The sequence below is a fragment of the Nodosilinea sp. E11 genome (genome assembly GCF_032813545.1).
Taxonomy (GTDB): Bacteria; Cyanobacteriota; Cyanobacteriia; order Phormidesmidales; family Phormidesmidaceae; genus Nodosilinea.
Genome location: NZ_CP136520.1, coordinates 1,853,754 through 1,867,121 on the forward strand (window position 1 = coordinate 1,853,754; position 13,368 = coordinate 1,867,121).

Genomic DNA, 13,368 nt, shown 5'->3' on the forward strand with positions numbered 1-13,368 from the left:
ATCAAACTTAGAACGCGACACCTAGGCCAGAAAACCGAGGCGCTGGCCGTTGTCGCGAGCGGTACGAATCCACGCTTGGCGCTTTTTGCTATCAATCCCAAAGCGGTTGCAGAATTTGGTAATTGTCTTGGAGTGAAGAGCGATCGCCTGACCCCGCAGTTGGTTGAACTTGGGGGTTCCCATCATCGAACGAACCAGCAAAATCATCGGTGCAAACATCGCGCTTTTCCTCCAAAGACTAGTTAAGACTGACCGACAAACCCGCAGCGAACTTGGCTTAGCTCACCGCCAGAGAAACCAGAAACAGGCCGGTCACCAACAGCGAGGCAAAGGCGGCTTGCTTGGCGTAGCGCTCTTGCTGCTCAGGAGAGGGGTAGGTAGCAAAATACACTTCAGGCTCTACGGCGTAGTTGTTGAGAATGCCGTTGTCAAGCTGGGTAGTGGTAAACATTTCAAGGCCCTCCTGGGGTGTCAAATGTTGCTTTATGTAAACTAATGTAACAGCAATGTAACGAAAGTGCAACATTTCCTTGCCTATTTTTTGCACATGCGTTAACCCACGCCTGAAGGACGCAGGCTTGGACGCTTGATCCACCGATAGGGCACAACGGTTGATTCCCTACCAGTGATCAACCACAAGTCCGGTCTAGAGTCAGGTCTTGTGCCCACCGCCTCTCCCCCGGTGCTACCATAGCAACGCCCATAACCCCTACCCCAATGGATCTCAAAGCCCACATCCGCGATATTCCTGACTTTCCCCAGCCTGGCATTCTCTTCCGCGACATTACGCCACTGCTGGGCAACCCCACCGCCCTGCAATACAGCATCGATCTATTTGCTGAGCAGGTAGCCGAGTATCGTCCCGACTACATTGTGGGGATTGAGTCGCGAGGGTTTATCTTTGGCATGCCCCTGGCCTACAAAATGGGCGTTGGCTTTGCGCCCGTGCGCAAGCCCGGCAAGCTGCCCGCCGCCGTCCACGCCGCCAGCTACGCCCTTGAATATGGCCACGACACTATAGAACTGCACCAAGATGCCTTCACGCCGGGCAGCCGAGTCCTCATCATTGACGATTTAATTGCCACCGGGGGCACTGCCGCCGCCACCGCCCAACTAGTTGAGCAGACCGGCTGTACCGTCGCTGGGTTTGGCTTTGTCATTGAGCTAGTTGGTCTGGCGGGGCGCGCCAAACTGCCCGACGTGCCGATCACGGTGCTGCTTCAGTATTAAAGAAGAAAGTCTCAGCCCAACCCTGGGAGGCCGATCTGTTTGCTATGAACCGTTTAAACGGTTTATAGCAAACAGATCTCAATCGAGTGGGCTACGGCTAAGGGCATAGCGTAGGCAGCGGAGCACCACAAACCACAGCACCCCAATTACCAGCACCAACCCCAGTCGGTTGAGCCACCAGCTCGACTCTAGAGCTAAAGCATTAAAGGTCGCGTGGGAGGCCATCGCCGCCAATAGCCCATTGCCTACCAGCCCCGCGCCCCGCCCTGGCGGCCCAGAAAATTTGGCCATTCCCAGGGCATAACCCCACAGCGATGACCACAACGCGTGCCCCGGCCCTGCTAACAATCCTTGTAGGGCAAACATAGTGAGAACGGCAGGCCAAGCCGCTCCTGCCGCTGTCCCAGGCCCCAGCCGGATCACGGCAAAATAGGCATAAAGCATTGAGCCCATCACTTGCAGGGTGGCAAAGCCCAGGCCTGCAGCCGCCGCAAAGATAATGCCATCTACCGGCTCATCAAACTCAGGGTGAAAATAAACACCCCGCTTGACCACTCCAAACTTGGCCAGCTCCGCCAAAATTGGCACGACTACCACCGCCATTACCCCTGGAGGCAGCGGTACAAACTGCCGCACCAAAAAAACAGGAATAAACGCCAGCAAACCCAGGCCAAAAATCTTCATCACCAGCCCTCGTGGCTCGGGGTTGAGTTTGTCACGGGTATAGAAAAACCACAACAGAAATGCCAGCGGAGCCAAGGCCAGGGCCACAATGCCCACCACGGAAGCCAACATGTTTGAGTCAGTTGCAAGGGTTGCCATGGGCCAGGAGAAGAAGCGTGCTTTTAATCATATATCGAGAGCATGAGGGCCGCCGCTAGGGGTGAGAAGGGGTAGCCAAAACCAGAAGACAAGGTTTGAACTTTGATTTTTTGAGGGTTTTGTCATACCGGATGGACTTTTGAGTTCGTCTGCCACTCCCTTTACCTTCCCAATAAAGACCACAATCTTTGTAAGATAGGGTTTCACAACAAACGAGGTGGCGGGCGTTCATGCAGGATGTGTTGGTCATTGGCGCAGGACCAGCGGGACTATCGCTGGCGGCGGCCTTAGGAGAAACGGGGCTAGCCGTTCAGGGCCTGGCCTTGGACGATCCGGCGCATCCCTGGCCCAACACCTACGGAATCTGGGTCGACGAGTTAGAAGACCTGGGTTTAGTGCGGTTTTTAGAACATCGATGGAAAGACTGTGTGGTGCATGTCAACAGCGGCATGGTGCCGCTACACCGGGAGTATGGACTGCTCGACCGGAACCAGTTGCAAGCCCACTGGCTTACCCAAGCTGAAAAACACCAGGTGACCTGGCATCAGGGCAAGGCCAACCACATTGAGCACTTCGCTACCCATACCCAGGTGACGACGGCGGCGGGCGAAACCTTCACCGCCCGACTGGTGGTAGATGCTACGGGGCACCAGTCAAGCCTGGTTAAGCGTGCGGTGGCTCCAGAACTGGCGTTTCAGGCAGCCTACGGCATCATAGGTCGGTTTTCTGAGCCTCCCACCCATCCTCAGCAGATGGTGCTGATGGATTTTCGCGACGACTACCTCACCCCGGCCCAGCGCCATGAGCCGCCCACCTTTCTCTACTCGATGGACCTAGGCGACGGCCTGTACTTTGTCGAAGAGACCTCCCTGGCTCACTATCCGGCGGTTTCCCTAGAGACGCTAAACCAACGGTTGCACCAGCGCCTACGCCATCGGGGGATTGAGGTTAAAGACATTCACCACGTTGAGCGTTGCCTGTTTCCCATGAATCAGCCCCTGCCCGATTTCGCTCAGCGAGTCGTGGGGTTTGGTGGGGCGGCCAGTATGGTGCACCCCGCTTCGGGCTATATGATCGGGGCACTGTTGCGCCGAGGGCCGGGGCTGGCTAAGGCGATCGCCTTGGCGCTAGACTCACCCCAGTGCACTCCGGCCCTAGCGGCTAGTCAGGCTTGGCAAGCCCTTTGGCCCGCCGATCGCGTGCGCAAGCACTACCTCTATTTATTTGGCCTAGAAAACCTAATGGCCTTCAATACGCCGCAGCTGCACCAGTTTTTTGCCGCTTTCTTTAGCCTGCCGACCGACGACTGGGCCGGTTTTCTGGCCGACAGTAAGGCGCTGCCTGAGGTGGTGCAGGCCATGATTGGTCTGTTTGGTCGTGCTCCCAACTCCGTGCGGCTAGGGTTGATGCGATCGGTGTTTACCCACGGGCATCTGCTGGGCCGCACGCTGATGAGTTAAGAAGCCGTTAGGGTAAAGAGAAGGGATATCCCCTAGGACTGTGCTCCTGGGCTAGCCACTGAGAATACATCAGTACTCATTCTGCCACGGAGACATGGCGTATACTCAGGGGTTATATCGTGGGGCCAGGCTCACGCAAAGACGGGCTAACTTCTGCACCCGATGTGGGCAACCTGACTGTATTCCACGGGTAGCCGATGACGTCTACCCCACTGTCGTACTTGTTGCTGTCGAGTCCATCATGGAGAACCCTTTTATGGCTGAGTCACCCAACGCCCCAGGGACCCAACCCGCACCACCGCCACCGCCCAGACCTCCCCAGACAGCAGCCCAGGCTCAAGCTACTGCCCAGGCGCGTGCCCAAGCTGCGGCGCGAGCCGCTGGCCAAGCCGCCGCCCAAGCCGCAGGTAAAGCCCCCGCTCCGGCGGTCTCAGCCGCCGCTCCCGCTGGTACCCCAGGGGCAGCCCCAGCTCCAGGGGCAGCGGCTCCGGCAGCCCCAGCCCCTGGGCAGGTGCGCCATCGCCCTGCGGCACCGCCCCCCATGCCCAAGGCCAGCGAAACTGTCAAGATCAGCAACGGCGTCACTCTAGAGAAAATTGTGCGGGAAGCCTTTGACAAAGGCTTTTCAGACGTTCACCTAGGGGTGGGAGAGGTACCTCGATTCCGCGATCGCGGCGAAATTTCCCCTACCGAATATCCCGTTACCGACGAAGCCACTTTCTTTGGCTGGCTCGCAGAGATTCTCAAACCCGAAGAGATCCAGGAGTTTCGCCAAACCCTCGACTTTGACGGGGCCGCCCAATACGACTTCACCCGCATCCGGATCAACATTTTTGACTCCCTGCGCGGCCCGGCCATGGTGCTGCGTCTGATTCCGGTGAAAATTCTCACCCTGGACCAGCTGGGGTTCTCGCCCATCTTCCGAGATGTGTGCCATTACCATAAGGGCCTGGTGCTGGTGACTGGCCCCACCGGCTCGGGTAAGTCGACCACGATGGCGGCGATGATTGATTACGTCAACACCGAGATGCCCAAAAACATCATCACCATCGAAGACCCCGTAGAGTTTGTCCACACCAGTCGGCGATCGCTGATCAAGCAGCGAGAAGTGGGCATGCACACCCAAAAGTTTGATAATGCCCTCAAGGCCTCCCTGCGGGAAGACCCCGACATCATTCTGGTCGGTGAAATGCGGGATAAGGAAACGGTCAACACCGCCCTCAAAGCTGCCCAAACCGGTCACTTGGTCATGGGTACCCTGCACACCAACAGCGCCGTTAAGACCGTAGAGCGGATTCTCAACCTGTTCGAGCCTGAGCAGCAGGCTCCGGTACGGGTGTCTTTAGCCGAATCTCTAGTGGCGGTCATTGCCCAGGGTCTCTGCCGCACCACCGACGGCAAGCGGGCTGCCTTCCACGACATTTTGATTAACACCGACGCCATCAAAGACTACATTTTGCGCGGCCAGCTCGATGAAGTCGAAGCGTTGATTCCCAAATGTGGTTTTGACGGCATGTGCACCATGAACCAGTCGCTCTACGCCCTCTACGAATCGGGCCGAATCACCGAAGAGACCGCCCTAGAGATGTCGCCTAGACAAAACGAAATGGCCCAAATGCTGCGGGGCCGTGTCTAACACCATGAGAGTTGGCCCAGTCGTCTCCACCAGTTTTAAGGGCATTGCCCTCTTTACCCCCGGAGGCGACTGTGTCTACTGCATTGATGAACGAAAACGTGCCCATTGGCACCTCGACCTGTGTGCGGCCTTGCAAAGCCACCTCAAGCTAGCCGAGCCGCCCTACTTCTTGCTGCCCTGCTTTACGGCCACTGTCGATCGCTGGGTCAACCCCACTACCCAGGCTCCGGTCACGGTGGCCGAGGCTTACCCCCGTGCCCTGCCGTTTCAACCATTGCTCAACGCCCTGTTTGGCCTGGACAATCTCCAGTGGCAACCCAACTACAGCAGCGCTGAAGAATGCTCAGTGGCACTGATCGAATCCTATCGACCTACCTTTCCCCAGCTTTGGCTGTGTCATGACCTAGTGATTGGGGTGGAAAAAGCGACTGCTACCCTCAAAGATGCTGGGCCATCGCCAGAGGTTTCTCTAGATGTTTTAATGCAGCCTCACCGCTTTAAGCTCTTTGTCAGCGGCACCGACACCACCGCAACTGAGCAGATGCTGCGGTTTTTACATACCACCCTAGAAGCGACCTTACCGGGAGCTTATATCTTGCAAGTGATTGATGTAACCACTAACCCTAACGAGGCAGAAGCCGCTAATGTTTCAGCCACACCAACGCTCATTCAGGTTTTTCCAGAGCCGGTTCGACGGGTTGTGGGCAATGTGCTCAGTCAGGCACAAATGATGGAGCTATTGGCAGCCAGGTAAGGTGGGCTTAAGGTTGGGCAACCTGCACGGCCATGCACCCGAGGCCATGCAGGTTATGGGCTAGATCTAGTTCTGAGCCTGGCACTCTGAGAGCACCACAGCATCGTCTACTTCGACTAGAGCTTCGTCGCCCTTGTTCCAAAAGGTGGTGGTGCCATCGCTATAGCGAGCACCAGAGGCCGCTTCGGTAGCAGGCAGCGTCACTGGCTCCTGGTCGGGAAGAGTGACAACCGCCTCTTCGGTGCCAATCAACTGGGCGGTGATGGTTTCTCCACCGGGACACTCGAATACCGTCGTGTCACCGTCAGCCATGGTGTCGTCAGTAAACATGGTCTCATCAGTAGCCGTAGAGTCGTCAGCAGGAGTATCGGCTGTAGGAGCAGCATTGCAGCCAGCTAGAGCCAGCCCAGCCAGAGCCACGGTAACTACAGAGGCTTTCAAAATAGATTTCATTGCGACTTCTCCAATCGTGCGTTTTGGGGCTTAACAGGCGCAAATAGATTGAGGACCAAGATTCTGTATCCTCAATCACATTATTGCAGTTAGCCATTGTACCGGCTCTGGTACCCCCTGCGTGGAGAAGATGGGTCGATTTTGCAGATAGTCTACCGATCAAGGCCGAAGACGGAGGTTTTTGCCACGATTCGCCAGAGGATTGTGCCCAATGCTGAGTCAGTAGGGAGTAATCTGGGAAAATTAATTTGGGAAAATAAAGATAACACCAGAGCTGTTCCATGAACTAGGGGTCTGGTGTCACACTGTTTCTCTCTGGCCGATCTCTTTAGCTGGTCTTCTATGTCAACGAAAAATATTGTCTCCCTGGGGCTGTTGGTATTTATTCCCATTTCAATTTTGGCGGAACGGCTAGAGTGGGGAGCGTTGACCATTTTTGGCCTCTCAGCTGTGGCGATCGTGCCTCTGGCCATTTGGCTCAGCACCGCTACTGAAGAGCTAGCGGTGGTGACGGGGCCTACTATCGGCGGCCTCATCAACGCTGTCTTTGGCAATGCCACGGAGTTGATCATTGCCCTGGTAGCGCTAAAGGCAGGGCTGATCGATATTGTCAAAGCCAGCATTACCGGGTCAATTTTGGCTAACCTACTGCTGGTGATGGGGCTGTCGATGCTGGCGGGGGGACTGCGCTACAAAGAGCAGAGTTTTAACCAAACCGTCGCCCGCATCAACGGCTCGACCATGAGCCTGGCTGTGGTGGCGATCGTGCTACCCGCCATGGTGATTAACACCAGCAATATTGTCGAACCCGCCACCATTCGCCAACTGTCGCTGACGGTGGCAGTGGTGATGATTTTGGTCTACGGGCTAACGCTGCTGTTTTCACTTAAAACTCACAGCTACCTTTACGATGTGGGGGTCACTGACCTCGAAGACGAGCCCCATGGTGAGCACGAACAGCCCAATGTGTGGCTCTGGGTAGGGGTGCTATTTGCGGCCACAGTGGGGGTGGCGATCGAGTCTGAGATCTTCGTGGGTGCGGTAGAAGAAGCAGCCAATAGCCTCGGGTTCACGGCGCTGTTTACTGGCGTCATTTTGCTGCCTCTGGTGGGCGGCGCAGCAGAGTATGTCACCGCCGTGCGGGTGGCGATGAAAGACAATATGGATCTGGCGGTGTCGATCTCAATGGGGTCGAGTCTGCTGGTGGCGCTGCTGGTAGCCCCAATTTTGGTGATTATTGGCTACTTTATTGGTCAGCCGATGGATCTTAACTTCGGCCTGTTTGAGGTGATTGCAGTAGTGATTGCGGTGCTGTTTGCCAACTTGATCAGCCTGGACGGGCGATCGAACTGGCTGGAGGGGGTGTTGCTGCTGTCGACCTTTGTGATTTTAGGGGCGTCGTTTTTCTTTCACCCGGTTTAGGGCAACGCCACGGTCAACCGGTCATAACAGGTTGGCGGTGTAGGGCTCAAACGCAGCACAATCTCCCTTTTTTACCGTAATTACTGTCTTTACTCCACCCCGCCGGGTGTAGTCGCCAATCACCCGCAGACCGTGTGGCTGTAACTCATGCCACAGGCGATCGGCGATCGCATTGGCCACCCGCTCATGGCTGACCCGCTGATCCCGAAAACTATTGACGTAGAGCTTAAACGCCTTTAGCTCGACGACCCACGGCCCAGGGCAATAGTCCACCACAATCGTGCCAAAGTCTGGGTAGCCCGATCGCGGGCACAGCGCCGTAAACTCTGGGTGCTCTAGGTGAATGGTGTAGACATTCTCAGACGGGTTGGGCCACTTCTCCAGCGGCTCGACACTGGCCTGGGCAATGGCGCGATCGCCGTACTGAGATATTGAAGTAGGAGCAGTGGTCATCGGTGGATCAAGAGTAGAGAGTAGTCCAGCGGCGTTGGCCCTGGATAGACAAGGGGCGATCGCGGCCTGGGCCAAGTCAATCCCCATTCGGTAATGTAGTCTTTTTCAGCAATCCTTGACCAAGGGAGATTGGCCAAATTGCTTTTAGATGCCAAGGGTTAGGTAAAAGTTCCCGATCGCGCTCTTAACCAAAGTTATTCCAATCGCTTAATCAAAACTTCATACTTGTTGCTTAACTCTGGTGTTTCCAACCCATAGCCCGTGATAGTCTCTCCAAACGTTGGTGGTAGTTTTTGTAGTGCGCTTGTAGCACCTGCCTCCAACTCCATCTAAGACGCTTTTTTGAGGAAAACACCATGGCAATTTACCGTAAGCTTGCCCTCGCCGCCGGTAGCCTAACTCTAGCTGGTCTGGCCCTGGGTTTACCCGCCCAAGCCGAAACCAACAAGGTTGAATCTATGGCCGACGGTGTTGAAGCCGTAGCCGCCGACATCGATGCTGAGGCCCCCGCCGTTGACGTAGATGCGATCGAAGCTGAGTTAGAGGCCGAACTAGACGCTGCCGCTGAAGACGCCACCGCTGACGCCGATACCGAAGCCACTGCCGACGATGTAGATGTGGTCGAAGAAGAGACCACCGACGCTGCCGACGATGTAGATGTGGTCGAGGAAGAGACCACCGACGCTGCCGATTTAACGGACGAAACCCCTGACGCTGTAGATGTGGTCGAAGAAGAGACCCCCGACACCGTGGAAGTAACCACCGACGAGGCCACCGAGATCCTCGAAGAAGCGCTAGAGCCTGCCGCCGAGCCGACCCCCGGCAGCTAGGCCTGACTAGCCAAGGGCTAGATCTGCTGCTTGACCCAGTTGAGGGCTGCTTCTCGACTGCTCACTAGCCCCTCGGCTTGGGCCAGAGCAATGCCCTCTAGTAGCTCACCAATTTGAGGACCTGGTTTAAGGGCAAGCCCCTGCACCAGGTCCTTTCCCGTTAGTAGGGGTTGGGGGTGGGCAATGGGGTCATCGGGGGTGAGGTAGCGTTCCACCAGCGGTAAGATCAGCGATTCGGGTAGGCCGTGGGCCAGAGCCAGCAGGGCCACGCCGCCAAACCCCGCCCCTGCCACTTTAAACAGCTGGTATTGTTCACCGCGCGGCAGGGGGCCGGCCTGGGGGTGCTGGCACAAATATTCCCAGCCTTTGAGAATGCTCAGCACCGCCTGCTGCTCAGCCCGGCTGTACTTCAGCCGCACCAGGGTCGCCTCGGCGGCTGACAACTCAGCGGGCACTAGCTGGCTCAGCTTGGTGGCCTTCAGCCAGCTGCGGTGCAGGCCGGGGGTGGTTTGCTCTTTGATCCAGCTGTGCAGCAGGTGCGAGTAGTCGGGCCAGCGCTCGTGGTACTGGGCCGCTAGCTGATCGATAGTCGCCAGGCGATCGAGCTCGGGGCCAGCAATCTCAGGCAGCCAGCTCTGCAACAGGCCATCTTGCCAGGCCAAGGACAGCAGCACCGATCCCTCGGGCAGGCTGAGGAGGCAGTCGAGTTCGCCCCGCACCCGTTCGGCAGCCATGCGGCCCAGGTTGGGGGCTAGGGTGCGAATGGTTTGCTGGGTGCAATCGTCGAGGCTGAAGCCCAGCTGAGCCGCTTGACGATAGGCCCGCAGCAGCCGCAGGGGATCGTCTTCCAGGTTTTCGGCGGCCACCATGCAGAGGACTTTGCGATCGAGGTCGGCGCAGCCGTCTAGGGGATCGAGCAGGGTCTCGCTGTGGGGGCTGTAGGCGATCGCATTGATGGTAAAGTCGCGTCGATGCAGGTCGGAGTAGATGGTTGGCCCCACCTGCTGGGCAAAGTCAACGGTGGCATTGGCAAACACCACCCGCGCAATCTGATGCTCGGCATCGAGCACCACAAAGCCCGCCCCGCAGTGCTTGGCAATTGACTGGGCGGTGGCGATCGCCCGCTCGGGCAGCACAAAATCGAGATCTAGATAGTCAGCCTGACGACGCAGCAGAGCATCTCTGACGCTGCCCCCGACCAGGTAGGCTTGCTGTGGCAGTAGCGACACGCTAAAGGGCCAGGTTTTTGGCGAAAGTGCCGACTTTTCAGTAGCCACTGTCAGGGAGAACGTGGATAGCGTTGGACTCAATGAACCCTCATTTCTTTCATTACAACAGGGTTTTGCCGTCTTAGCATCTCGATCAGGTAGCGCGCACCCAAAAACCCCGTGAGGTTTTCATTTTGCAACATCCAGGCTGAGGGGCCAGCAGCATTCAAAAAACTTAGCTAGAGTAACAGAAAACGTATCCCCTGTACTGCCCCCTTAGTGCTGCCTCAGACCTACGACGTGGGGTTGGACAGTAGCTCACTGGGTAGCCAAATAGGGGTAGCGGCCCAACTCTGACCATAGCCTGTTAATGCCGGGGATGTCCTATGTGCATTTGTGTCAATTGTCACTACGTCGACCGCTGCACCACCTACCATGCCGTAGAAGGGCAGCATCAACAGCCTCACCTCACCGAGTTCCCCAGTTTTGAAGCGGTGGAACCCACGATCAACGTCAACATTCGCCAGAGCGGTGACGAGATCGAAATGGAGTGGGATGTGGTGGGCTGCGAGAGCTTCTCTGAGGAAAAAGGCAAATGGGCCAAGCTACGCCCCGGTGAGCTGGTGCCGACCTAGGGAGCGGATGGGTAGATGGGTTAGTCTTTACCTATCATTTTCACAGTAGGGTGGGCACTGCCCACCAGCTTAGAACCTCTAACATTGCAGATTGTTGGACAGTGGGTAGAGCCATCCTTTTTTGATCACGCTTTGTGTCAATCCCGCCTGCCCGCAGCCTCAAAATGAGGAGAGTGCGAGGGTATGCACCGCCTGCGGTCAGCCGCTGTGGGTGGCCGAGCGCTATCGCTGTTTGCAGGTGTTGGGGCAGGGCGGGTTTGGCCGTACCTACCTGGCTATGGCAGAGAGCCACGATCCGCCGCTGCATTGCGTCCTGAAGCAGATGGCTTTAGCAAGCGGCAACTCTCGCCCCCATGCCGCCCAGCGTTTCCACCGCGAAGCCGATCGCCTTAGAACCCTCGGCCAGCATCCCCAAATTCCGGCCCTGCTGGATGCGATCGACAGCGATCAGGGGCAATTTTTGGTGCAGGACTATGTGCCTGGCCCCAACCTCGACCAGTTGGGGCCGCCCGCTGCTGGGGAGAGGGTGGCCTGGGTAGAGCGGGTGCTCTACGAGCTGCTGCCGGTGTTGGCCTACATTCATCGTCACGGTGTCATTCACCGCGACATCAAGCCCGCCAACATTCTTGCGCCCCCGGCTCCTCAGCCTCTGGTGCTGGTCGACTTTGGTGCAGCTAAGGCGATCGCCGACCCCAAGCAGCTTCAGCAGACCGCCACGGTAATTGGCAGCGCTGGCTATGCTGCCCCTGAGCAAGCCCTGGGCAAAGCGGTTTTTGCCAGCGATATTTTTAGCCTGGGGGTCACCTGTCTGCACCTGCTCACCGGGCTGCACCCCTTCGATCTCTACGCCGTCAGCGACGATGCCTGGCTGTGGCGACCCTACGTCAGCGACCCGGTCAACGCCGCCCTGGGGCGGGTGCTCGATCGCATGGTCAACCGCCGTCTGTCAGAGCGCTACAGCAGCGCCCAAGCCGTACTGGCCGACCTGCGCTGGAGCGGTCTGGCCCTGGCTGAAAGGCCAACTGAGCGATCGCCCCAGATTGCCGTTCGCCCCGCCGAGGCGACGTCAAGCTTGTGGGAACAGCGGTTTGCCCTGAGTTTGCCGGGGCTGGTGGCCAACGGGCTAGCCGTCAGCCCCAACGGTCGGGCGATCGCCGCCGCCTGTTCTGACGGTTCGGTGCGCCTGTGGGACTGCACCAACGGCGAGTCGCTGCACACCTTTAGCAAAACTCTGGCACTGTTTGGCATTGGCCACCGCGGCTCGGCCAATGCGGTTGTTTTCATCCCTGGGGGGAATGCGATCGTCAGCGGTGGGGACGACAACCAGCTAATTTGGTGGAATTTAGTAGACTACAGCGGCCAAAAGCTGCCCCTGGTGGGCTGGCAGATTGCCTCGTTACTCATGGTCGCGGCGGACGAAACCCTGGTGGTGGGCAGCGGCGACGGTCGCATTCACCTGTGGCCTATGGGCCAGGGGGGAGCAGCTAAAACGCTGATTCACCATCAAGACCGGGTTACGGCTCTAGCCCTAGAGCCGACTGGGCATCTGCTGGTAAGCGGCGGGCGCGATCGCACTATTCGCCTCTGGTCACTGCCCTCGGGGCGGCTCTCTCGCACCCTGACGGCCCCCAAAGCGCCCATTACAGCCCTAGCCTGCCATGCCCAAGATGGCCGCATTGTCAGCGGTGACCAGGGCGGCCACGTGCAAGTATGGAGCGCCGACCACCCCGATGAGGGGCTGATGATCTACCAAGCAACCAGTTCGGTCACCGCGCTGGCAATGAGCCCCAATGGCGGCTGGCTGGCGATCGGGGCCGACAACGGCCAGCTCACCCTGATCAATCTGCAAAAGCCAAGTCAACTCACCCAGCTGCGCCACGCCTGGTCTGTGCGTGCCCTGGCCTTTACCCCCGACAGCCGGATGGTGGTTAGCACCAGCGCCGACGGCACCATCCGCTTTTGGTGCTATGGCTGAGCCGAAGGGGTGGTGGAGTACTGGCGTACGGTGGCGCTAAACCCTGAAGCCTTAAACTGCTTGAGCTTTAAGGGTTCGGGCTGGTTGGCTGCCACCGAAATGCGCAACTCGAAATCGCTCTCGCCGGGAGGTACTTCAGCAATGCCCCCCAAGCGACCCCGGTTTTGCATGACGGGGTTGTCGTTGGCGTCAAAAATGCGGCCAAAAATATCCGCATCTATCACCGGCTTGCCGGAGCGGTTGATAGCTTTGCCGGTAATCAAAAAACAGTTGGCCTCTTGAATAGAGCCCGCCGCCACCATGCCCTCAGCGTAGTCGGCTGGGCAGGGGCTATAGCCAATGTCGGCCAGCTCAATGGGGGTGAGGGCCTGAGCCGTTAGCCCGCTGCCGCTGAGCAGCCAGAGGACTGCAATTAACAAGCCTGTAAAAATCCTGCGTAGTGCCATAGGTCGCTTGCCGTGAGCAGAGTTTAGCCTTTATTAGCTTATCG

15 protein-coding genes are annotated in these 13,368 nt (G+C 57.7%); 8 read left to right on the forward strand and 7 right to left on the reverse strand.

The genetic code is table 11. The features are described from left to right. Positions 1-21: 21 nt before the first annotated feature. Together RRF56_RS10505 and psb34 are read right to left on the reverse strand one after the other, a co-directional pair. Entirely contained in the window at positions 22-219 is a 198-nt protein-coding gene (locus tag RRF56_RS10505; RefSeq protein ID WP_317037593.1) for an electron transporter, read from the reverse strand. A gap of 58 nt (positions 220-277) precedes the next feature. Beyond that, positions 278-451, reverse strand: coding sequence for a photosystem II assembly protein Psb34 (gene psb34 / locus RRF56_RS10510; protein WP_317037594.1), 174 nt, complete (start codon positions 449-451; stop codon positions 278-280). A 266-nt stretch (positions 452-717) separates the two neighbouring features. Between psb34 and RRF56_RS10515 the strand changes: the two genes are divergently transcribed. Then, the gene (locus RRF56_RS10515; protein WP_317037595.1) at positions 718-1,230 is read left to right on the forward strand and encodes an adenine phosphoribosyltransferase; all 513 of its coding nucleotides are present in this window, start codon (positions 718-720) and stop codon (positions 1,228-1,230) included. Between the two features lie 78 nt (positions 1,231-1,308). Here RRF56_RS10515 and RRF56_RS10520 read toward each other — a convergent pair whose 3' ends face one another. Next, positions 1,309-2,052 carry a PrsW family intramembrane metalloprotease gene (locus tag RRF56_RS10520; protein WP_317037596.1) on the reverse strand — a complete coding sequence of 248 codons (744 nt, stop codon included), beginning with the start codon at positions 2,050-2,052 and terminating at the stop codon, positions 1,309-1,311. Positions 2,053-2,282: 230 nt separating this feature from the next. Here RRF56_RS10520 and crtL point away from each other — a divergent pair, with 230 nt between their 5' ends. The 3 genes from crtL to RRF56_RS10535 all read left to right on the forward strand — a co-directional run bounded on the left by crtL (position 2,283) and on the right by RRF56_RS10535 (position 5,902). After that, positions 2,283-3,512, forward strand: coding sequence for a lycopene beta cyclase (crtL, locus tag RRF56_RS10525; protein ID WP_317037597.1), 1,230 nt, complete (start codon positions 2,283-2,285; stop codon positions 3,510-3,512). Positions 3,513-3,768: 256 nt separating this feature from the next. Beyond that, on the forward strand, positions 3,769-5,148 hold the full coding sequence (locus RRF56_RS10530) for a type IV pilus twitching motility protein PilT (RefSeq protein WP_317037598.1): 1,380 nt from the start codon (positions 3,769-3,771) through the stop codon (positions 5,146-5,148). Beyond that, the gene (locus RRF56_RS10535) at positions 5,141-5,902 is read left to right on the forward strand and encodes a circadian clock KaiB family protein (RefSeq protein WP_317037599.1); all 762 of its coding nucleotides are present in this window, start codon (positions 5,141-5,143) and stop codon (positions 5,900-5,902) included. The genes RRF56_RS10530 and RRF56_RS10535 overlap by 8 nt, the downstream gene beginning before the upstream one ends. A 66-nt stretch (positions 5,903-5,968) precedes the next feature. On the opposite strand, the gene RRF56_RS10540 is transcribed toward RRF56_RS10535, so the two are convergent. Then, positions 5,969-6,355 carry an MliC family protein gene (locus tag RRF56_RS10540; RefSeq protein ID WP_317037600.1) on the reverse strand — a complete coding sequence of 129 codons (387 nt, stop codon included), beginning with the start codon at positions 6,353-6,355 and terminating at the stop codon, positions 5,969-5,971. Between the two features lie 342 nt (positions 6,356-6,697). On the opposite strand from RRF56_RS10540, the gene cax reads away from it, so the two are divergent. After that, entirely contained in the window at positions 6,698-7,777 is a 1,080-nt protein-coding gene (gene cax / locus RRF56_RS10545) for a calcium/proton exchanger (RefSeq protein WP_317037601.1), read from the forward strand. 21 nt (positions 7,778-7,798) lie between these two features. Here cax and queF read toward each other — a convergent pair whose 3' ends face one another. Continuing rightward, positions 7,799-8,317, reverse strand: a complete 519-nt coding sequence (gene queF / locus RRF56_RS10550; RefSeq protein WP_317037602.1) for a preQ(1) synthase — start codon at positions 8,315-8,317, stop codon at positions 7,799-7,801. Positions 8,318-8,586: 269 nt separating this feature from the next. On the opposite strand from queF, the gene RRF56_RS10555 reads away from it, so the two are divergent. After that, on the forward strand, positions 8,587-9,060 hold the full coding sequence (locus RRF56_RS10555; protein ID WP_317037603.1) for a hypothetical protein: 474 nt from the start codon (positions 8,587-8,589) through the stop codon (positions 9,058-9,060). 17 nt (positions 9,061-9,077) lie between these two features. Here the strand turns inward: RRF56_RS10555 and RRF56_RS10560 are convergent, their stop codons facing one another. Then, positions 9,078-10,337, reverse strand: coding sequence for a CCA tRNA nucleotidyltransferase (locus RRF56_RS10560; RefSeq protein WP_317037604.1), 1,260 nt, complete (start codon positions 10,335-10,337; stop codon positions 9,078-9,080). Positions 10,338-10,654: 317 nt separating this feature from the next. Between RRF56_RS10560 and RRF56_RS10565 the strand changes: the two genes are divergently transcribed. After that, the gene (locus RRF56_RS10565; protein WP_317037605.1) at positions 10,655-10,903 is read left to right on the forward strand and encodes a Ycf34 family protein; all 249 of its coding nucleotides are present in this window, start codon (positions 10,655-10,657) and stop codon (positions 10,901-10,903) included. Between the two features lie 121 nt (positions 10,904-11,024). Then, complete coding sequence (locus tag RRF56_RS10570) at positions 11,025-12,878, forward strand: serine/threonine-protein kinase (RefSeq protein ID WP_317037606.1); 1,854 nt, start codon at positions 11,025-11,027, stop codon at positions 12,876-12,878. Here the strand turns inward: RRF56_RS10570 and RRF56_RS10575 are convergent. Then, on the reverse strand, positions 12,869-13,324 hold the full coding sequence (locus RRF56_RS10575; protein WP_317037607.1) for a hypothetical protein: 456 nt from the start codon (positions 13,322-13,324) through the stop codon (positions 12,869-12,871). The two genes, RRF56_RS10570 and RRF56_RS10575, sit on opposite strands and share 10 nt — an antisense overlap. Between the last annotated feature and the right edge of the window lie 44 nt (positions 13,325-13,368).